Below are 16968 nucleotides of genomic sequence, written 5' to 3'. Positions count from 1 at the left end.
CGCCGGGGGGCGGGGCGCGCCCGGGGGGGGGGGGCCCCCGCCCCCCCGCCCCCCCCCCCCGGGGGGGGGCCCCCCCCCGGGGGGGGCCCCCCCCCCCCCCCCCCCCCCCCCCCCCCGGCCGCCGTCAGGGCGGCCCGCCCCGCGGACGGGGCGCGAGCACGAGCATCGTGACGTCGTCCCGGACGTCCGGGCAGTACCGGACCAGGTCGGTCCACACCCGCTCGGCCAGCGCGGCCGGGTCCTCGTCGGCGAGGCCCGGCAGCCGCTCGGCCAGGGGATAGAAGGCCCCGCCGGCGTCCCTGGCCTCGGTGACACCGTCGGACGCGAGGAACAACCGGTCACCCGCCCGCAGCCGCACCGAGACGACCCTCGGCGGAGTGACCTCGGCGAGTCCCAGCCCCAGCGGCGTGCACGGCTCGACGTCCAGCTCGACGGCCAGCCCGTCCCGCAGCAACAGTGGCCCGGCCTGCCCGCACGCCACGATCCGCACCACACGCGCGTCGGCGGAGAAGTCCAGCAGCACCGCCGTCGCGAACAACTCGGAATGCGGCTCGCCCGCGGAGTCCACCGCCAGCCTCCGGTCGAGCCGGGCCGCCACCGCCTCCGGATCCGGCTGGTCCAGCACCGCCTCCCGGAACGCCCCCAGCAGCGACGCGACCGTGGCGACCGCCGACAGCCCGTGCCCCTGCACATCACCCATGACCGCCCGTACGCCGTAGGGGCCCGCGCGTACGTCGAAGAAGTCGCCCCCGACCAGCGTCCCGCTCTGCGCGGCCCGGTACAGCCCCGCGCACCGCACCGGCCCGACCCGCTCCGGCAGCGGCGGCACCACGGCCCGCTGCGCGACCTCGGCGACGGACCGCTCGGTGACCAGCTGCGCGTCACGCCTGCTGCGCACGAACGACAGCAGCACGCTCAGCGCCGCCACGAAGCAGACGGTCAGCAGATCGGTGCTGCCGGGGTTGTCCAGACGGAAGACGGGCACCGTCAGCACGACCACCGCCAGCGCGCCGAGCACCGCCGTCACGACCGGCCCGTGCGCCAGCACGGCCAGCGGCGGGATCGCACCCAGCAGGAAGCCGATGTCCAGCGGCTCCGGACTGATCAGCTCCGCCGTGCACACGCCCGCCAGCAGCACGGACGGCAGCACCCGCGCCCAGACCGGCGGCGGTGCGCCGCGCAGCCAGCCCCGCCGGTCCAGATCCCGGTCCAGCTCCCGGTCCAGATCCCGGTCCCTGCCCCGACGCGGCAGCCGGGCGCGCGCACTGCTCACACCACCACGCTGCTACGCCCCACCCGGCGCCGCACTCCGGGACCGCGCCGCCACGGACGGCCGCAGGCGGCGGCCGGAAGGGGCGCGCAGCCCCGTCGGCGCCGTGTCCTGGATGTACGAGGCGAAGTCGGCCACGTCGTCGAAGGCGAAGCCGTACGCCCTGCCGTCCTGTGTGGCCGCGTGCATGGCCTTGGCGTAACGCGGCATCGGTCGTCGGCCGGGCGGCGGAGCCCCAGTGCCGAGCGGTTGCCGGCCGGCACAGTCGTGCAGCACCAACCACGGGGTGCCGCATGGATCCGGCCCGACATGTAGGGCAGGGACAGCCGCGTCTCGCCGCCGCCGACCAGGGCGATCGCGTAGTCGGTGAAGCCGTCGGGCCCGTTGTCCGACGGGGCCACCGGGGCCTGTGTGCCCTCGGGCGTGAGACGTACCTGCCGGTCGTCCGCGTTGGCCGCGACGTAGACGTGGACGCTGGCGTTGCCGAAGGATCCGCTGTTGTTGACAAGCGTGAGGGGGAGGGGAATCGCCGCTTTCGGCGCGGCCTTTCGCCTCTTGCAGGGCCACTTGAGCCGCGTCAGAAAAGCGATGGACGGTCCGTCGGCGATCCCGTAGCGTGTCGGCGTCACGCCCCGAGACCCGTGGAAGGAGGGCAGAGCCGTGCAGTTCACACACATTCAGCGCTCCCTGCCCCTCGTCCCGGCGTGCCTCGACTGACCTCACCGGGAGCGCTCTTCGCGGCACGCATCCCGGAGGAATTCCGTGACCGATGTGGTCATCCGCGCGCTCGACGCGAGCGACGCCGATCTCTTCGACGCCCTGCCCGATCCGCTGGGCGCCCGTGAGGGCCACCGGCTGACCCGGCACCGCCCCGACTGGAAGCGGGTGGCCCTGCGCGACGGCCGGGTCGTGGCCCGCGGCGCCTGGTGGGGCGGCCCCGACGACACCGAGCCCGTCAACCTCAACTGGTTCGACGTGGCGGAAGGCGAGGAGGAAGCGGGCGCCGCCCTCCTGCGCTCCGCCCCCTGGCGGGTGGAACTGGAACTGAACCTGCCCGCTGACTGGCGCGACGACCCCGCCCTGCGCACCGCGGCCGAGACCTGCTTCACCGCCGCGCGGAAGGCCGGCTACGACCTCCTGGTGGAACGCCTGTTGTACCGGTGGACCCCGGACCACGGTCTGCCCGAGCGGCCCGGGCGCCTTGTGTTCCGCGCCGAACCGGACGACGCCGTGTTCTTCGACGCGCTGCGCCGCATCCACTCCGTCACGCTGGACGCCCATGCGCTGAAGGCCATCGAGCAGGGCGGACTCGACCAGGCGGCCCAGGAGGAACTCGACTTCTTCCACTGGTGCCCCTCGCCCCGCGAGTGGTGGCAGGTCGCGTACACACCGCAGGGCGAACCGGTCGGCATCCACATCCCGGCCCGCAATCCGACGGGCCCGTGCATCGGCTTCATCGGGGTCCTGCCCGACCAGCGCGGCCACGGCTACGCCTACGACCTCCTGGCCGAGTGCACGCACTTCCTGGCCGGTCAGGGCGCGGACTTCATCGCCGCCGCCACGGACCAGGGCAACTTCCCCATGGCCGCGAACTTCACGAAGGCCGGTTTCCCGGTGGTGAAGGAACGGCTCAACTTCGACCCGCCGCAGGACGGCCGTACGGCCTGACGCGACCAGCCGCTGTCAGTGCCGGGTGGCAAGCTGGCGGACAGTGATCCAACCGGGGCGACGGAGGCGGGCGTGGGATTCAAGGGCCAGGTGTGGCAGGTGCACAGTGCCGGGCAGGAAGCCGACGGAGCGGTCGGGGAGATCCTGATCGAGGCGGCCGACTTCCCCTGGCTCTCCGGCCGCTTCACCCCCGGCCCGGCCTTCGACTCCGTCCGCGACCTGTTCGCACAGGAACTCGCCCTGGCCAGACAGGACCACGACCGGCTCTGGGAGGCATGGGAGCGCGTCTACGCCGAGATCATCCGACGCGTCTCCCTCTCCTCCCCGGACGGCCCGGTCCCCGCGTTCCTGCTGCATATCGAGGGCGACGAGGCCTGGTTCCGCTGGAGTGACGAGCCCGACGAGGACTTTGCGGACACCCCCTAGCGCGCGCCGCCGTTCAGCAGGTCCTGGGCCGCTGTGAGGATCTCGGTGACCCGGAGGCCGAACGCCGCGTCGCAAGCGTGCGGGCGGCCGGTCCGGGCGGCGGCGAGCAGGGCGTCCGCGGCCCGCTTGAGGGCGGGGACCGCTCCGTCGGAGCTGTCCGGCAGCACCGCGACCCCGGCCTCCCCTCGGAGCTCGACGGCGGCACCCGACGCGGCGGGCGGTGCCGTCAGGCTCAGGGTGAGGGTGCTCGACGCACCGCCGGTGTGGTCGAGGACGACATGGGCCGTGTCCCCGGGGCCGTACGCGGCCGCTGTCACGCGTCGCACGTCGCCGAGCACCGGCAGCAGCACGGACAGGGCGTGCGGGCCGACGTCCCACAGGGCGCCCTTTTCCCGCCGCCATGGCGTCGCGAAGGGGCTCTCGCTGGTGAACACCGCCCCGAGCCACTGCGCACGCCCCGTGAACCAGCCCGGCACCGCCGCCTGCTCGGTGATCCACGCCTGCGGCCCGGGCTGGAAGCGGGCCGTGAAGAACACGACCGAGGCGACCCCGGCCTCCTCGGCGGCCTCGACCACGGCCCGTCCCTGCTCCACCGTCGGCGCCAGGGGCTTGTCGAGCAGCAGATGACACCCGGCCCGCGCCGCCCGTGCGGCGAGCCCGGCCTGCACGTCCGGAGGCAGTGCCACGGCGACCGCGTCCACGTCGGCGAACAGCTCGTCGACGTCGTCGTACGCCCGGACACCGTGCCGCTCGGCCAGCTCCTTCGCCGCCTCGGGACGGCGTCCCCACACACCGGCGAAGTCGAGCTCGTCGTGCCCGCTCAGTGCGGGTGCGTGGGCTATCTGCGCCCACGGGCCGGTGCCGAGCAGTCCTATGCGCATGCCGTCGCCTCTCCACGGTGCCCTGAACAGCCGACGGCCGTGCCCCGGCCGCCCGCTCGCCGAAGAGCGTGTCATACGGAACCGGCCGTGGGGAGTCCAGGCAGGGGACTTGGGGGGGTCCGCTGCTGGGAGACGGGAAAACGCCTTCGTTGCCGGGGTCAGCCGGACTCGGGCCGACTTTCGGGCTGCTTCGCCGCCGCCGCATCGGCAGTCGGCACGAAGTCGGCCTTACCGCCGCCGCTTGCGGTCGCGGTGCGCGGAGACGTGGACCCGTGTGGCGCACAGGCGGGAGCAGTATGCGCGGCGGCCGTTGCGGGACACGTCGACGAAGACGGCACGGCAGCCCGGTGCCGAGCACTGCCCGAGACGGCAGGGGTCCGTCTCGGTGAGTACCAGGGCGAGCCCGGCCGCGGTGGCGGCCCGCACGCGCGTGACGACGTCGGCGTTCTCGTCGGCGTAGTGCAGGTGCGGCGGCTGGCCGTCGTGTGTGGACACGTACGGGCGGGCCGCCGCATCGGTCAGCAGCCGGTTGACGGCACCGACCTGTTCCGGCTTGGTGGGGGCCGCGAACGCCTCCCACAGGCGCAGGCGCCAGGCCAGCAGCAGCTGGAGCTGCCGGCCGGTCAGCCGGGGACGCGCCACCCGGTGCTCGGCCAGCAACGTCTCGACCGTGTGGGTGTCGCACCCGTCGTCGAGGTTGGCCAGGGCCGCCGCCAGCAGGGCCGCGTTGCCGCCGTAAGTGTTGAAATGCATTTACTCATTGCATCACGCTCTCGGCATGACCGCATGCCTCTTCCTCACCTTGTCGAAGCACCCGACCTCCCTGGGCTGGGTGCGCTACCAGCACTGCGCCTGCGGACGCCTGCGTGTGCTGCTGGCCGGGGACGTCCTCAAGGACGGGCCTGCGCCACCACGCGGGCCGTCACCTGAAGCGCCGGTGACGGCGGCCGGACGGGCAGCCGGTGGCGGTGAGCCGGCGTGCTAGGGCTCAGCTGGGCCCAGTTGGGCTCCTTCGTCGCGCTGTGCCTGGTCCTCGCGGCAACCCCGGGAGCCAATCTCACGGTCGTGCTCGGCTGCGCGCGACAGGGCGGTCAGCGTGCCGCGGTCGCCGCCACGGTCGGTTTGACGCTCGGCAAGGTCTTCTGGGCGGCAGGCTCCGTGCTCGGGCTCGCCACGCTGCTGGCGACCTCGCGCGTGGCGTACGACACACTCCGCCTGGCGGGCGCGGCGTACCTGATCTGGCTGGGCGTGCAGGCCCTGCGCTCGGCCCGGCGCCGGCCTGCGGTCCAGCGGCCCGAGGGTCTCGCGCCCGGGCTGTCCGCGTACGGCGGGTTCCGCCGCGGTCTGGTCGGCGACCTGCTCAACCCCAAAGTGGGGATCTTCTACACCACCGTGTTCCCCCAGTTCATCGGGCCGGACGATGCGGTCGTCCCGGCGGCCGCCGCGCTGCTCGCCGCTCACACCGCGGTGCTCATGACGTGGTATCCGGGGATGAGTCATCTACTCACCCGGGTGGGCCGCCGGCTCGCGAGACTCTCGGCGGTGCTCGACGGGGTCATGGGTTCCGCACTCATCGGACTCGGCATCCGACTGGCCGTCGTTCCACTCTGAACTCCTCGGAGGGCAGCAGCGTGGCACCAGCCGACGACGTATCAGTTGTGGGACGGCTTTCCCCGGACAGCGGCCCTCAACAAGAAAGGCGAGGAGTCCTCTCCTCGCCACTCTCAAGCTATAACACGCAGGGGGCCTTGCGGCAAGGCCCCCTGCGTGCCGCAGACTGTCCGGCCTGAGCCCAGGACCTGCGGAAACGGGAGCATGACGTGACCCCCCTGACCACCAGCGCGTTCGATCTTCCCGACCGCCTCTCGCACAAGGACGACCCGGCGTTGATCGCCGGAGACGAGCGGCACTTCGCTGCCGTCGCCGCGTGTCTCGAACTGTCGATCGCCGAGCTGTCCGACCGCCTCGACGCCGAGCGCAGGGCGCCCGGCGGGAAGGGGCGGCAGGCGATGGACCGGGACGCCGAGATCCACCGGCTGACCGCCCGTCTGCGGGCACTGCGGCGCTTCGGCCTGGACCTGTGCCTCGGGCACATGGTCGGCGCGGACGACGCCGAGCTCGTCTACGTGGGACGACTCGGACTCACCGACAGCGAGGGGCGCCGGCTGCTGGTCGACTGGCGTTCCCCCGCGGCCGAGCCGTTCTTCGGAGCCACCCACGCCAACCCGATGGGCCTGGCCAGCCGCCGCCGCTACCGCTGGACCGGCGGCCGGATCAGCGACTACTGGGACGAGGTGTTCACCGCGGACGGAGTCGTCGGGCACGCCGCGCTCGACGACCAGTCCGCCTTCATCGCCAGTCTGGGCAGCAACCGCTCACCCCGGATGCGGGACGTGCTCGGCACCATCCAGGCCGACCAGGACGCCATCATCCGCGCGGGTTCCCGAGGCGCCCTCGTCGTCGACGGCGGTCCGGGCACGGGCAAGACGGTCGTCGCCCTGCACCGCTCCGCCTACCTCCTGTACTCCGACCCCCGGCTCGGCCACCGCCGGGGCGGCGTGCTGTTCGTCGGCCCGCACCGGCCCTACCTCTCCTACGTCGCCGACGTCCTGCCCAGCCTCGGCGAGGAGGGCGTGCAGACCTGCATCCTGCGGGACCTCGTCCCCGAGGGAGCCGAAGCGGCGGTCGAGAGCGACCCGGACGTCGCGCGCCTGAAGTCGTCCGCGGACATGGTGAAGGCCATCGAGAAGGCCGTCACGTTCTACGAGGAGCCGCCCACCGAGGGGATGACGGTCACCACTCACTGGTCCGACATCCGCCTCAGCGCCGGCGACTGGGCCGTGGCGTTCGAAGCGGCGGAGCCCGGCACCCCGCACAACGACGCGCGCGGCCAGGTCTGGGAGGAACTGCTCACGATCCTGCAGGACAAGCACGAAGGCGACACGTCGGCCGCCCTGCTCCGCAAGTCGCTGTCGCAGAACAGGGAACTGCTCACGGCCTTCAACCGCGCCTGGCCGCTGATCGAGGCGCCCGACCTCGTCGGCGATCTGTGGTCGGTACCGGCCTACCTGCGGATGTGCGCTCCCTGGCTCAGCCGCGAAGAGGTACGCAAGCTGCAGCGCGAGGATCCCCACGCCTGGACGGTGTCCGACCTGCCGCTGCTGGACGCGGCCCGGCAGCGGCTCGGCGACCCGGCGGCGGCACAGCGGGGGCGCCGGCACGCCGCCGCCGTCGCCACCGAACGCGAACGCATGGGCAGGGTCATCGACGACCTGCTGGCGGCCCACAGCCATGACGACGGCGAAGGCGTGCTGGTCATGCTGCACGGACAGGACATGCGGAACTCCCTGGTCGACGAGAGCGCCCTGCCCACCGCCGACCCGGACCGGCTCGCCGGCCCGTTCGCGCACATCGTCGTGGACGAGGCCCAGGAACTGACCGACGCGGAGTGGCAGATGCTGCTGCTGCGCTGCCCGTCCCGCAGCTTCACCATCGTCGGGGACCGCGCCCAGGCCCGGCACGGGTTCACGCAGTCGTGGCGGGAACGGCTGGAGCGCGTCGGGCTCGGCCGGATCGACCTGGCCTCGCTGAGCGTCAACTACCGGACGCCGGAGGAGATCATGGCGGAGGCCGAGCCGGTCATCCGGGCCGCCCTGCCGGACGCCAACGTGCCGACCTCCATCCGCAGCGGCGGCGTCCCCGTCGTGCACGGGTCCACTGCGGAGCTGCACTCGGTCCTCGACACCTGGCTCGACGCCCATCCGGACGGGATCGCCTGTGTGATCGGCGATTCCGCGTTCCGGCCGGCTTCGCCCCGGGTCCGTTCGCTGACCCCGGAGCTGTCGAAGGGGCTCGAGTTCGATCTGGTCGTCCTCGTCGACCCGCAGGACTTCGGCACGGGCATCGAAGGAGCGGTCGACCACTATGTCGCGATGACCCGGGCGACTCAGCAGCTCGTCATCCTCACGAGCTCCTGACGGGACTTTGCCGGGGCCCGCAGCGCGGGCCCCGGGGCAGCAGTCCTACGCGGCGAGCTCCTTGCGGATGCGGTCCAGCATGAACGCCGACGACTCCCGGGCCCGCTCCTCCCAGGCGAAGACACAGGACGTGGCGACACCGTCGAAGCCCAGCTCGCGCAGCGTGCCGAAGAAGGCGTCCCAGTCGACCTCGCCCTGGCCGATGTCGAGGTGCTGGTGGATCCGGGCCGGCGTGCCCGGCGGGTTGAGGATGTAGCGCAGGCCGGACGAACCCTTGTGGTTGAAGGAGTCCGCGATGTGCACGTGCTGGAGCTTGTCACCGGCGTAGCGCATCATCGCCGCGATGTCGGCGCCGATCTCCGAGGTCCCGGAGAGATGGAAGGAGTGCGGGGCGCAGTACAGGTAGTTCACCCACGGCTTGTTGATCGCACGGACGAGATCGACGGCGGGCGTGTTCTCCTCGCAGAAGTCGTCCGGGTGCGCCTCCAGGTTCAGAGCGATGCCTTCGCGCTCGAACACCGGCAGCAGTTCCTCCAGCGAGCGCCAGAAGGCGGCCTCGCTCTCGGCGGCGCGCTCGGGGCGGCCGTTGAACTCCGAGTTCATCAGCGGGCATCCGAGCTCGACGGTGATCTCGATCATCCGCTTCCAGTAGCGGACGGCGGCCTGCCGCTCGGTCTCGTCCGGCGAGGACCACTTGTACAGCGGCAGCACCGAGGACAGCCGCACACCGTGCCGGCGCAGCGACTGCTTCAGCTCCGCCACCCGCGCGTCGTCCGCACGCGGGTGCAGGAAGAACGGCATGAAGTCGGCGCGCGGCGACAACTCGATGTACTCGTAGCCGAGTTCGGCGACCGTGCGCACCATGTCGTCGATCGGCAGGGCGCGGAACATGTAGGGGTCGAGGGCGATCTTCACGCGGTCCCTCCGTAGAACGCGGGGCGGGGCTTCATGTCGACGGTGACGCTCTCGCCGCCGGTCTCCAGGGACCGGACGGCGGCGTCGGTGATGACGGTGGCGGCGTAACCGTCCCAGGCGGACGGGCCGGTGGGCTCGGTGCCGGCGGCCACGCCTGCGACCCACTCGCGGAACTCGGTGTCGAAGGCCTGCGCGAACCGGTCCTTCCAGTCCTGGAGCACACCTGTGCCGTGCCGGGCGGCGGTGCGGATGCCGACGGCCGCCGGGTCGGGCAGCCGGACCAGGCCGTCCTCGCCGACGACCTCGCACTGGATGTCGTAGCCGTACTGGCAGTTGACGAAGACCTCCAGGTCGATCCGGACGCCCTCGGCGGTCTCGAAGACCATGATCTGCGGGTCTTTCAGATGCGCGAACCGCTTGCTCGTGGCGCGCGGGGTGACCACCTGGGCGCAGACGATCTCGTCGTCGAGCAGCCAGCGCAGCACGTCGATCTCGTGGACGGCCGTGTCCTGGGCGGCCATGGCGGAGTGGTACGACTCCGGCACGGTCGGGTTGCGGTGGGCGCAGTGCACGATCAGCGGGGCCCCGAGCGAGCCGGTCGACAGGACCTCCTTCATCTGGCGATAGCCGGCGTCGAAGCGGCGCATGAAGCCGACCTGGACCAGGCGGCGGCCGTGCGCCCGCTCGGCCTCGACGATCCGCAGACAGTCCTCGGCGGTCGTGGCCAGGGGCTTCTCGCAGAACACCGGCTTGCCGGCCGCGATCGCGCCCAGGACGTGCTCGGCGTGGGTGGGCCCCCAGGAGGTGACGAGGACGGCGTCCACGTCCGGGGAGGCGATCAGATCCGCGCCGGTGGGCTGCGCGGTGGCACCGGCCCGGGCCGCCACCTCGGCGGCGCGGTCGGTGTCGATGTCGGTCACGGCCGTGACGGCGGCCCTGGTGACGACCTCGGTGAGCCGCCGGATGTGGTCCTGGCCGATCATTCCGGCGCCGATGACGCCTACACGTACGGTCATGGTGAACTCCTTGGAGAAGAAACAGGAGAAGCTCAGGGGGAAGGTCAGGAGAAACGCGTCCGGAGCTCGGCTTCGAGGGATTCGAGGGTGCGGCCCTTGGTCTCGGGGACGTAGAGCTTGACGAACGTGAGGGACAGCACGCCCGCCACCACGAACAGGAAGAAGGTGTTGGAGATCCCGATCCCGGAGACCAGGGACGGGAAGACCAGCCCGATCACGAAGTTGGTCAGCCACAGCACCACGGCCGCGATCCCCATGCCGAAGCCGCGCATCCGCATCGGGAAGATCTCCGACAGCATCAGCCAGGTCACCGGCGAGATCGCGCCCTGCTGGAAGGCGAGGAACGTGACCGTCATGGCGAGCACCGCGAAGGCCCGCGCGTCTCCCGAGGGCAGCACCAGGGAGAAGACACCGATCAGCAACAGGGCGACGATCGTACCGGCCTGACCGGTCATCAGCATCGGGCGACGCGGTACCCGGCCCAGCAGCCAGATGCCGACGAAGGTGGCCAGCACCGAGATCACACCGTTGGCGATGTTCGCCGTCAGCGCGCTGTCGGCGGCGAAACCGGCGTCGGTGAGGATCTGCGTGCCGTAGTACATGATCGTGTTGACGCCGGTGATCTGCTGCACGATCGCGATGCCGAACCCGACGAACATCAGCTTGCGCACCCACGGCGTGCTCCTCATGTCCTGCCAGCCGCCGAGCTTCGCCTGCTCGTCCTTGACGGCGAGCGCGGACACCTCCTTCAGCTCGGCCTCGGCCCGGGCCTGCGAGCGCACCTGCTTGAGGACTTCGAGGGCCTCCCCGAAGCGGCTCTGGGAGGCCAGCCAGCGCGGGCTCTCCGGCATCACCAGCATGCCGAACCAGAGCACCACCGCCGGCAGCGTGGCGATGACCAGCATCCAGCGCCACACGCCACCGGACTCGCCGCCGACCTGGGCGATGATGGCGTTGGACGTGAAGGCCAGCAGCTGACCGCTGACGATCATCAGCTCGTTACGGGTGACGAGAGCGCCGCGCCGCTCGGCGGGCGAGACCTCCGCGAGATACACCGGCACGGTCACCGACGCGCCGCCGACCGCGAGACCGAGCACGAACCGCGCCACGATCATCACCTCGGTCGTGGGGGCGAGCGTGCAGCCGAGCGCGCCGACGAAGAACAGCACGGCCAGCAGCAGGATGTTGCGCCGCCTGCCGCGCGCGTCCGACAACCGGCCGCCGGTCACCGCGCCCAGCGCGGCACCCAGCAGCAGTGAGCTGGTGACCATGCCCTCGGTGACCGGGGTCAGGCCGAGGTCGTCGGTCATGTAGGGCAGGGCGCCGTTGATGACGCCGGTGTCGTAGCCGAAGAGCAGACCACCGAACGTGGCGATGATCGTGATCAGCCGAAGCCGCCGCCTGACCGCCGCAGGGGCGTCGTCCGCGACGGCGGTGGCGGGGGTTGGGATGGGGGCCGGTGTCGTGTCGTCCCTGACGTCCATGGCCGCTCCTTACCTGTCGATGTTCGGGCGCCGGGTACCCGACAGTCCGCAGCCGGCCAGGTGTTCACGGGTGCTGACCGCGATGGGCAGCGGCACCTCGGGAGCGCACGGGTACAGGTCCTGCTCGACGATCACGAACAACTCGGCGTCGAGCTTGGCGAGTTCGCCCACCACATCGGCCGGGTTCGGTACCCCGGCGGGCGGCGACACGCACACCCCGCGCTTCACGGCCTCACCGAAGGACAGGTCCTCGGCCGCGACCTGCGCCAGGATCTCCGGGTCCATCTGCTTGATGTGCACGTAGCCGACCCGCTCACCGAAGCGGCGGATCAGATCGAGGTTGTCCCCACCGCCGTACGCGACGTGCCCCGTGTCCAGGCAGAGGTTCGTGTACCGGCTGTCGGACTCGTTCAGCAGCCGCTCGATCTCTCCTTGCGTCTGGATGTGGCTGTCGGCGTGCGGGTGGACGACCAGGCGCACGTCGTACTCCTCCAGCAGCAGCCTGCCCAGCCGGTCGGCGGCCCGGCCGAACCCGGCCCACCGCTCGGCGGTCAGCTCGGGCGACTCGGTGAAGGCACCCGTCTTCTCGTCCCGGTACATCGGCGGGATGAAGACGAGATGGTGCGCTCCCGCGGCGGCGGTCAGCGCGGCGACCTGCCGGACATGGGCGAGCATCTCGTCCCACGCCTCGGGCCGGTGCAGCGCGCCGAACGCGGTGCCGCCGGAGACCTTGAGCCCCCGGGCGTCCAGTTCGGCCTTCAGCCGCTGCGGGTCGGTGGGGAGATAGCCGTACGGGCCGAGTTCCAGCCACTGGTATCCGGCCTGGACGAGCTCGTCGAGGAAACGGGTGTACGACACCTGGTGCTCGTCCTCGGGGAACCAGACACCCCAGGAGTCGGGGGCGGAGCTGAGGCACAGGTTGCCGACGGTCGTACGCAGCGGGGCTGGCGCCGTTGCCATGGTGAGTGTCCTTCGGGAGAGGAAGGGGTGTACGTGGAACTGATGCGCTCTACTAGCGCGCTCTAGTTCGAGTACGATGACCCCTGTCCAAATGTCATGTCAATAGGTTGTTGCCGGGAGATTGCGGGGGCCGTGTACAGGCCCCGTGCGGGACGCCCCGTAAGGTGGTCGGCGTCGGAGGGCGGGTTCACACGTGGATGCATCGGGCAGGCAGCGGCCCACGATGGCGGACGTCGCCGAGAAGGCGGGCGTGTCCCGCGCGCTCGTCTCGATCATCTTCCGCAACCAGGCGGGGGCCAGCCGTGAGACGCGGGAACGGGTCCTGCGCGTGGCCGACGAGATCGGTTACCGGCCCGACAGCGCGGCCCGGCTGCTGGCCCGTGGCCGCAGCCGCACGCTCGGCGTGATGTTCACCGTGCACCAGACCTTCCACACGGACCTCATCACCGGCATCTACCCCGAGGCCGAACGGCTCGGTTACGACGTCCTGCTCTCCGGGTCCACCCCCGGCCGCAGCGAGGCCAAGGCGGTCGAGGCGCTGCTCAGCCACCGCTGCGAGGCGGTGATCCTGCTCGGGCCGGACGCCGAACCCGCCTACCTCGCCGAGCTCGGGCAGCGCACGGTCACCGTCTCGATCAGCCGCCGGGTGCCCCAGGCCCATGTCGACTTCGTGCACTCCGCCGAGGGCAAGGGCGTCCGGCAGGCCATGGATCACCTGGTGGAGCTGGGGCACCGCCGGATCGTGCACATCGACGGCGGACGCGGCCCCGGTTCGGCGGAGCGGCGGCGTGCCTACCGTGCCGCGATGCGCCGCCACGGACTTCAGGCGCACGCACGGGTCATCCCCGGCGAGCACACCGAGGAGTCCGGTGTCGAGACCGGCCGGCTGCTGCTGGCCGAACGGGACGGCGGACAGCCGCTGCCGACGGCGGTCCTCGCCGGCAACGACCGCTGCGCGATGGGGCTGCTGATGGCCCTGACCCGGGCGGGCGTCGAGGTCCCGCGCGACCTGTCCGTCGTCGGCTACGACGACAGTCACCTCTCCCACCTGATGCCACTCGGCCTGACCACCGTCCGCCAGGACGCGTTCCTCATGGCCGAGCACGCGGTCCGCTTCGCCGTCGAACGGCTGGAGAACAGGGAACTGCCGCCGAGGGAGGCGGTGCTGGACCCCAAACTGGTGGTGCGGGGAACGAGCGGGCCCGCCCCGGCGGAGGATGCCGGCTAGCGCGTCCCCTTCTTCGCGAACTCGGCGACACTGTCGACGTTGTCCTTCGTCACGAAGGCCGGCCCGGTGAGCACGGGAGCGGTGCCGCCGCCGCTGATGTTGCCGTTCGTCTTGTAGAGCCACAGCGCGTCGACGGCGAGGTAGCCCTGGAGGTAGGGCTGCTGGTCGACGGCGAACTGGATGTCGCCGCCTTGGATGGCGCCGACGAGGTCCTTGTTGAGGTCGAAGGTGGCGACCTTGGCCTTGCTGCCCGCGTCCTTGACCGACTGCACGGCGGTCATGGCGATCGGCGCGCCCAGCGTGACCACCTGGTCGATGCCGGATTCCTTCTGGAGCTTGGCCGTCAGTGTCGACTTCACGGAGGGCATGTCGGTGCCGTTGACGTACAGGTTCTCCGTCGTGCCCTTGAAGCCCTTCTTCAGGCCGGCGCAGCGCGCCTCCAGCGCGACCTGGCCCTGCTCCTGGATCACGCAGACGGCGTGCTTGGCGCCCTGCTGGTTGAGGCGCTCGCCGAAGGCCTGGCCGGCGATGTTCTCGTCCTGGCCGAAGTACTCGAGCATGCCGAGTTCCTGCCAGTTGTCCAGGCCGGAGTTGAAGCCGACGACGGGGATGCCGGCCGCCTTGGCCTTGGCCACGACCGCCTTCATCGCGTCCGGCTTGGCGGCGGTGAGCGCGATGCCGTCGACCTTCTGGTCGATGGCGTTCTGCACCAGGTTGGCCTGGTTTCCGGCGACGGGGTCGCTGGAGTAGACGAGCTTGATGTTGTCCTTCGCGGCGGCGGCCTGGGCGCCCTTGCGGATCAGGTCCCAGAAGGTGTCGCCGGGTGCCGCGTGGGTGACCATGGCGACGGTCATCCGCGGGGTGGTGGCCTTGCCCGCGGCGGCGTCGGTGCCGCCGGTCTCGGACTGCTTCCCGCCGGAGCCGCTGGAACATCCGGCGGCGAGCAGCGCGCCCACGAGGACGGCGGTGGTCAGGGCGGCGGATCTGTGGTGTCTGCGCATGTCGGGTGCACCTCGGTGTGCTGGGGGGAACGGGTCGTGCCCGGTCCGGGGAGGCAGCTGGAGCGCGTCACTAGCGCGCTCTAGTGGCAGGTACTATGCGGGCGCCTTCGGGTGATGTCAACAGCTTTGTCAGGACGTTCCAACAAACAGGACGTTCCGACAAAACAGGGCCGCCCGCACACACCGGCAGTGCGCGGTGTGTGCGGGCGGCCCCGCGGGGCGGACGGTCGCTGACCGTCCGGTCGGTCCCGCTCAGCTCTCCGGTCTGCTGATGTTGACCATCCACGGGACACCGAAGCGGTCCGTGCACATGCCGAACACGTCGCCCCACATCTGCTTCTCCAGCGGTACCGACACCGAGCCGCCCTCGGACAGCTTCTCCCAGTAGCCGGTCAGCTCGGCGTCGTCGTCACCGCTCAGGCTCACCGAGAAGGGCTGGCCTGGCGCGGACTCCATGCCCGGCGGGTTGTCGGCGCCCATCAGGGTGAAGCCGCTGGGGGTCTCCAGCATGCCGTGCATGATCTTGTCGGCGTTCGGGGCTTCCGCCTGGCCGAAGTCGCCGTAGGTGTTGAGGGCCAGGGTGCCGCCGAAGACCTCCTTGTAGAACTCCATCGCCTGCCGGGCGTCGCCGTTGAAGGACAGGTACGGGTTGAGACGCGCGACCATGAGAACCTCCGTGAAGGGGCCGAGGGTCAGGTGCGCGCAGCGTAACGCCGGGCACGGAGAACGGCTCGCCGAGCGGCGCCGTGCCGGGGGTGGCGCGGCGCCCCTCTGCGATCGGCGGCGCCGCCAACCGCGCTGTTAGCGTGGCCCCTTGAACAGCAGGGGAGGACAGCGTTCATGACAACGACCATCTTCCGCATCGGCGGGGACCTGGACGTACGCCGGCTCGGTTTCGGAGCCATGCATCTGCCGACCGAGCCCGGCCCCGCGCGGGAGAACGCCCTCGCGGTGGCCCGGCGGGCCGTGGAGCTGGGCGTCACAATGATCGACACGGCCCATATGTACGGCTGGGGAGCGAACGAGGAGCTCCTCGCCGATGCCTTGCACCCCTATCCGGAGGGGCTGCTGATCACCACCAAGGTCGGTGTCGCGCGCATCGAGGGAGAGTGGAGGCTCGACGGGCGGCCCGACACCCTGCGCGACCAGGTCGAGCAGGCCCTGCGCCGGCTGCGCGTCGAGCGCATCGAGCTGCTCCAGCTGCACCGCATCGACCCCGCGACACCGCTCGCCGACCAGCTCGGCACGCTGCGGGAGCTCCAGGCCGAGGGCCTGGTCGGCCGGATCGGGCTGTCTGAGGTCACCGTCGCCGAGCTGGCGCAGGCCCGGCAGATCGTCGACATCGTCAGCGTGCAGAACCGCTACAACCTGCTCGACCGTGAGCACGAGCCGGTGCTCGACGCCTGTGCGGCGGCCGGAATCGCCTTCCTGCCGTGGCGGCCCGTCGCCTGGGGGAAGGCGGGGGCCGAGGCGGAGATCGCGGCCGTGGCGGCCGACCTCGGTGCCACGCCCACACAGGTCGCGCTCGCCTGGCTCCTCCACCGCTCGCCGGTCGTCCTGCCGATTCCCGGCACGGCCCGCGTCGAGCACCTGGAGGAGAACCTCGCCGCGGCGGACCTCGATATGACGCCTGCCCACCGCGACCGCCTCGACCGGCTGGCCGGGGGAGTGGGGGCCGCATCGGGAGCGGAGTGAGACGGGGCCTCGCACGTAAGAGGGCCCCGCGGGAGGGAGCCCCGCTGGAGGGGGACCCACAGAAGGGGACCCCGCGAAAGCGGACCCACGGAAGGGGTCCCCACGAAGGCTCAGGCCTCGTCGGACGACCCGCTGTTCCAGTCGTACGGGCCCCCGCCGCGCCACTCGATCAGCTCGGTGTCGTCGACGGCCGTGTCGGTGGTCGGCAGGCCCTCGCGGTGCAGCAGGTCCAGCACGTCGAAGAGGCTGTAGGCGACGCCCATGCGCTCGCCGTGGATGGTCACCAGCCGTCCGCCGTCCGACGCGGGCGGCTGCACGACCACAGGGGGTTGACCGTCCATAGCCCCACCATGCTCCCGAAACCGCCGGTTCGCAGCTCGGCCGGGCCCATAAGGGGGCCTTGAGTGGGACTGGGACGAGCCGGTCCTGCCCTCGGCCCGCGCCTCC

The 16968-nt window shown here is 71.6% G+C and carries 18 protein-coding genes and 1 pseudogene; 7 read left to right on the top strand and 12 right to left on the bottom strand.

The features are described 5' to 3' along the window. Positions 1 to 124: 124 nt before the first annotated feature. The 3 genes and pseudogenes from ACIBNA_RS06070 to ACIBNA_RS06060 form a co-directional block, all read right to left on the bottom strand. A complete protein-coding gene (locus ACIBNA_RS06070) occupies positions 125 to 1225 on the bottom strand; it encodes a PP2C family protein-serine/threonine phosphatase (RefSeq protein ID WP_399164334.1) in 1101 nt (366 codons plus the stop codon). Between the two features lie 60 nt (positions 1226 to 1285). Further along, positions 1286 to 1459 (bottom strand): beta-1,3-glucanase family protein, encoded by a 174-nt coding sequence (locus tag ACIBNA_RS06065; protein WP_399164058.1) that lies wholly within the window; start codon positions 1457 to 1459, stop codon positions 1286 to 1288. A gap of 98 nt (positions 1460 to 1557) precedes the next feature. After that, positions 1558 to 1815, bottom strand: a pseudogene (locus tag ACIBNA_RS06060) (beta-1,3-glucanase family protein); the annotation flags it as partial. 217 nt (positions 1816 to 2032) lie between these two features. Here ACIBNA_RS06060 and ACIBNA_RS06055 point away from each other — a divergent pair. Together ACIBNA_RS06055 and ACIBNA_RS06050 are read left to right on the top strand one after the other, a co-directional pair. Further along, on the top strand, positions 2033 to 2938 hold the full coding sequence (locus ACIBNA_RS06055) for a GNAT family N-acetyltransferase (protein WP_399164057.1): 906 nt from the start codon (positions 2033 to 2035) through the stop codon (positions 2936 to 2938). A gap of 72 nt (positions 2939 to 3010) precedes the next feature. Then, positions 3011 to 3364: a hypothetical protein gene (locus tag ACIBNA_RS06050; protein ID WP_399164056.1), complete on the top strand. Its 354-nt coding sequence runs from the start codon at positions 3011 to 3013 to the stop codon at positions 3362 to 3364. Here ACIBNA_RS06050 and ACIBNA_RS06045 read toward each other — a convergent pair. Both ACIBNA_RS06045 and ACIBNA_RS06040 read right to left on the bottom strand, forming a co-directional pair. Further along, entirely contained in the window at positions 3361 to 4245 is an 885-nt protein-coding gene (locus tag ACIBNA_RS06045; protein WP_399164055.1) for a Gfo/Idh/MocA family protein, read from the bottom strand. The two genes, ACIBNA_RS06050 and ACIBNA_RS06045, sit on opposite strands and share 4 nt — an antisense overlap. Before the next feature lie 228 nt (positions 4246 to 4473). Beyond that, complete coding sequence (locus ACIBNA_RS06040) at positions 4474 to 4998, bottom strand: CGNR zinc finger domain-containing protein (protein WP_399164054.1); 525 nt, start codon at positions 4996 to 4998, stop codon at positions 4474 to 4476. 25 nt (positions 4999 to 5023) lie between these two features. Between ACIBNA_RS06040 and ACIBNA_RS06035 the strand changes: the two genes are divergently transcribed. From ACIBNA_RS06035 to helR, 3 genes are all read left to right on the top strand, one after another. Then, positions 5024 to 5230 carry a hypothetical protein gene (locus tag ACIBNA_RS06035; RefSeq protein WP_399164053.1) on the top strand — a complete coding sequence of 69 codons (207 nt, stop codon included), beginning with the start codon at positions 5024 to 5026 and terminating at the stop codon, positions 5228 to 5230. Further along, positions 5224 to 5856: a LysE family translocator gene (locus ACIBNA_RS06030; protein ID WP_399164052.1), complete on the top strand. Its 633-nt coding sequence runs from the start codon at positions 5224 to 5226 to the stop codon at positions 5854 to 5856. The genes ACIBNA_RS06035 and ACIBNA_RS06030 overlap by 7 nt, the downstream gene beginning before the upstream one ends. A 209-nt stretch (positions 5857 to 6065) precedes the next feature. Continuing rightward, positions 6066 to 8222 (top strand): RNA polymerase recycling motor ATPase HelR, encoded by a 2157-nt coding sequence (helR, locus tag ACIBNA_RS06025; protein WP_399164051.1) that lies wholly within the window; start codon positions 6066 to 6068, stop codon positions 8220 to 8222. 45 nt (positions 8223 to 8267) lie between these two features. Here the strand turns inward: helR and ACIBNA_RS06020 are convergent, their stop codons facing one another. Genes ACIBNA_RS06020 through ACIBNA_RS06005 form a run of 4 tightly spaced genes read right to left on the bottom strand, consistent with a single transcriptional unit; the run spans position 8268 to position 12597 of the window. Further along, positions 8268 to 9137 carry a sugar phosphate isomerase/epimerase family protein gene (locus ACIBNA_RS06020; RefSeq protein ID WP_399164050.1) on the bottom strand — a complete coding sequence of 290 codons (870 nt, stop codon included), beginning with the start codon at positions 9135 to 9137 and terminating at the stop codon, positions 8268 to 8270. Further along, a complete protein-coding gene (locus tag ACIBNA_RS06015; RefSeq protein ID WP_399164049.1) occupies positions 9134 to 10153 on the bottom strand; it encodes a Gfo/Idh/MocA family oxidoreductase in 1020 nt (339 codons plus the stop codon). The genes ACIBNA_RS06020 and ACIBNA_RS06015 overlap by 4 nt, the downstream gene beginning before the upstream one ends. 44 nt (positions 10154 to 10197) lie before the next feature. Then, positions 10198 to 11637 (bottom strand): sugar porter family MFS transporter, encoded by a 1440-nt coding sequence (locus tag ACIBNA_RS06010; RefSeq protein ID WP_399164048.1) that lies wholly within the window; start codon positions 11635 to 11637, stop codon positions 10198 to 10200. 9 nt (positions 11638 to 11646) lie between these two features. Beyond that, positions 11647 to 12597, bottom strand: coding sequence for a TIM barrel protein (locus ACIBNA_RS06005; RefSeq protein ID WP_399164047.1), 951 nt, complete (start codon positions 12595 to 12597; stop codon positions 11647 to 11649). Positions 12598 to 12820: 223 nt separating this feature from the next. Here ACIBNA_RS06005 and ACIBNA_RS06000 point away from each other — a divergent pair, with 223 nt between their 5' ends. Beyond that, the gene (locus ACIBNA_RS06000) at positions 12821 to 13825 is read left to right on the top strand and encodes a LacI family DNA-binding transcriptional regulator (RefSeq protein ID WP_399164046.1); all 1005 of its coding nucleotides are present in this window, start codon (positions 12821 to 12823) and stop codon (positions 13823 to 13825) included. Here ACIBNA_RS06000 and ACIBNA_RS05995 read toward each other — a convergent pair. Together ACIBNA_RS05995 and ACIBNA_RS05990 are read right to left on the bottom strand one after the other, a co-directional pair. After that, positions 13822 to 14826, bottom strand: coding sequence for a substrate-binding domain-containing protein (locus ACIBNA_RS05995; protein WP_399164045.1), 1005 nt, complete (start codon positions 14824 to 14826; stop codon positions 13822 to 13824). The two genes, ACIBNA_RS06000 and ACIBNA_RS05995, sit on opposite strands and share 4 nt — an antisense overlap. A gap of 252 nt (positions 14827 to 15078) precedes the next feature. After that, positions 15079 to 15492 carry a VOC family protein gene (locus ACIBNA_RS05990; protein WP_399164044.1) on the bottom strand — a complete coding sequence of 138 codons (414 nt, stop codon included), beginning with the start codon at positions 15490 to 15492 and terminating at the stop codon, positions 15079 to 15081. A gap of 174 nt (positions 15493 to 15666) precedes the next feature. Between ACIBNA_RS05990 and ACIBNA_RS05985 the strand changes: the two genes are divergently transcribed. Then, the gene (locus tag ACIBNA_RS05985) at positions 15667 to 16521 is read left to right on the top strand and encodes an aldo/keto reductase (protein ID WP_399164043.1); all 855 of its coding nucleotides are present in this window, start codon (positions 15667 to 15669) and stop codon (positions 16519 to 16521) included. Positions 16522 to 16631: 110 nt separating this feature from the next. Here ACIBNA_RS05985 and ACIBNA_RS05980 read toward each other — a convergent pair whose 3' ends face one another. After that, positions 16632 to 16862, bottom strand: a complete 231-nt coding sequence (locus ACIBNA_RS05980; protein WP_086603867.1) for a hypothetical protein — start codon at positions 16860 to 16862, stop codon at positions 16632 to 16634. Positions 16863 to 16968: the final 106 nt, after the last annotated feature.

This window comes from Streptomyces sp. NPDC050164 (assembly GCF_044459945.1).
GTDB lineage: Bacteria > Actinomycetota > Actinomycetes > Streptomycetales > Streptomycetaceae > Streptomyces > Streptomyces coeruleorubidus_A.
The sequence above is the reverse complement of the archived record's forward strand: the minus strand, read 5'-3'. Positions and strand labels throughout refer to the sequence as shown.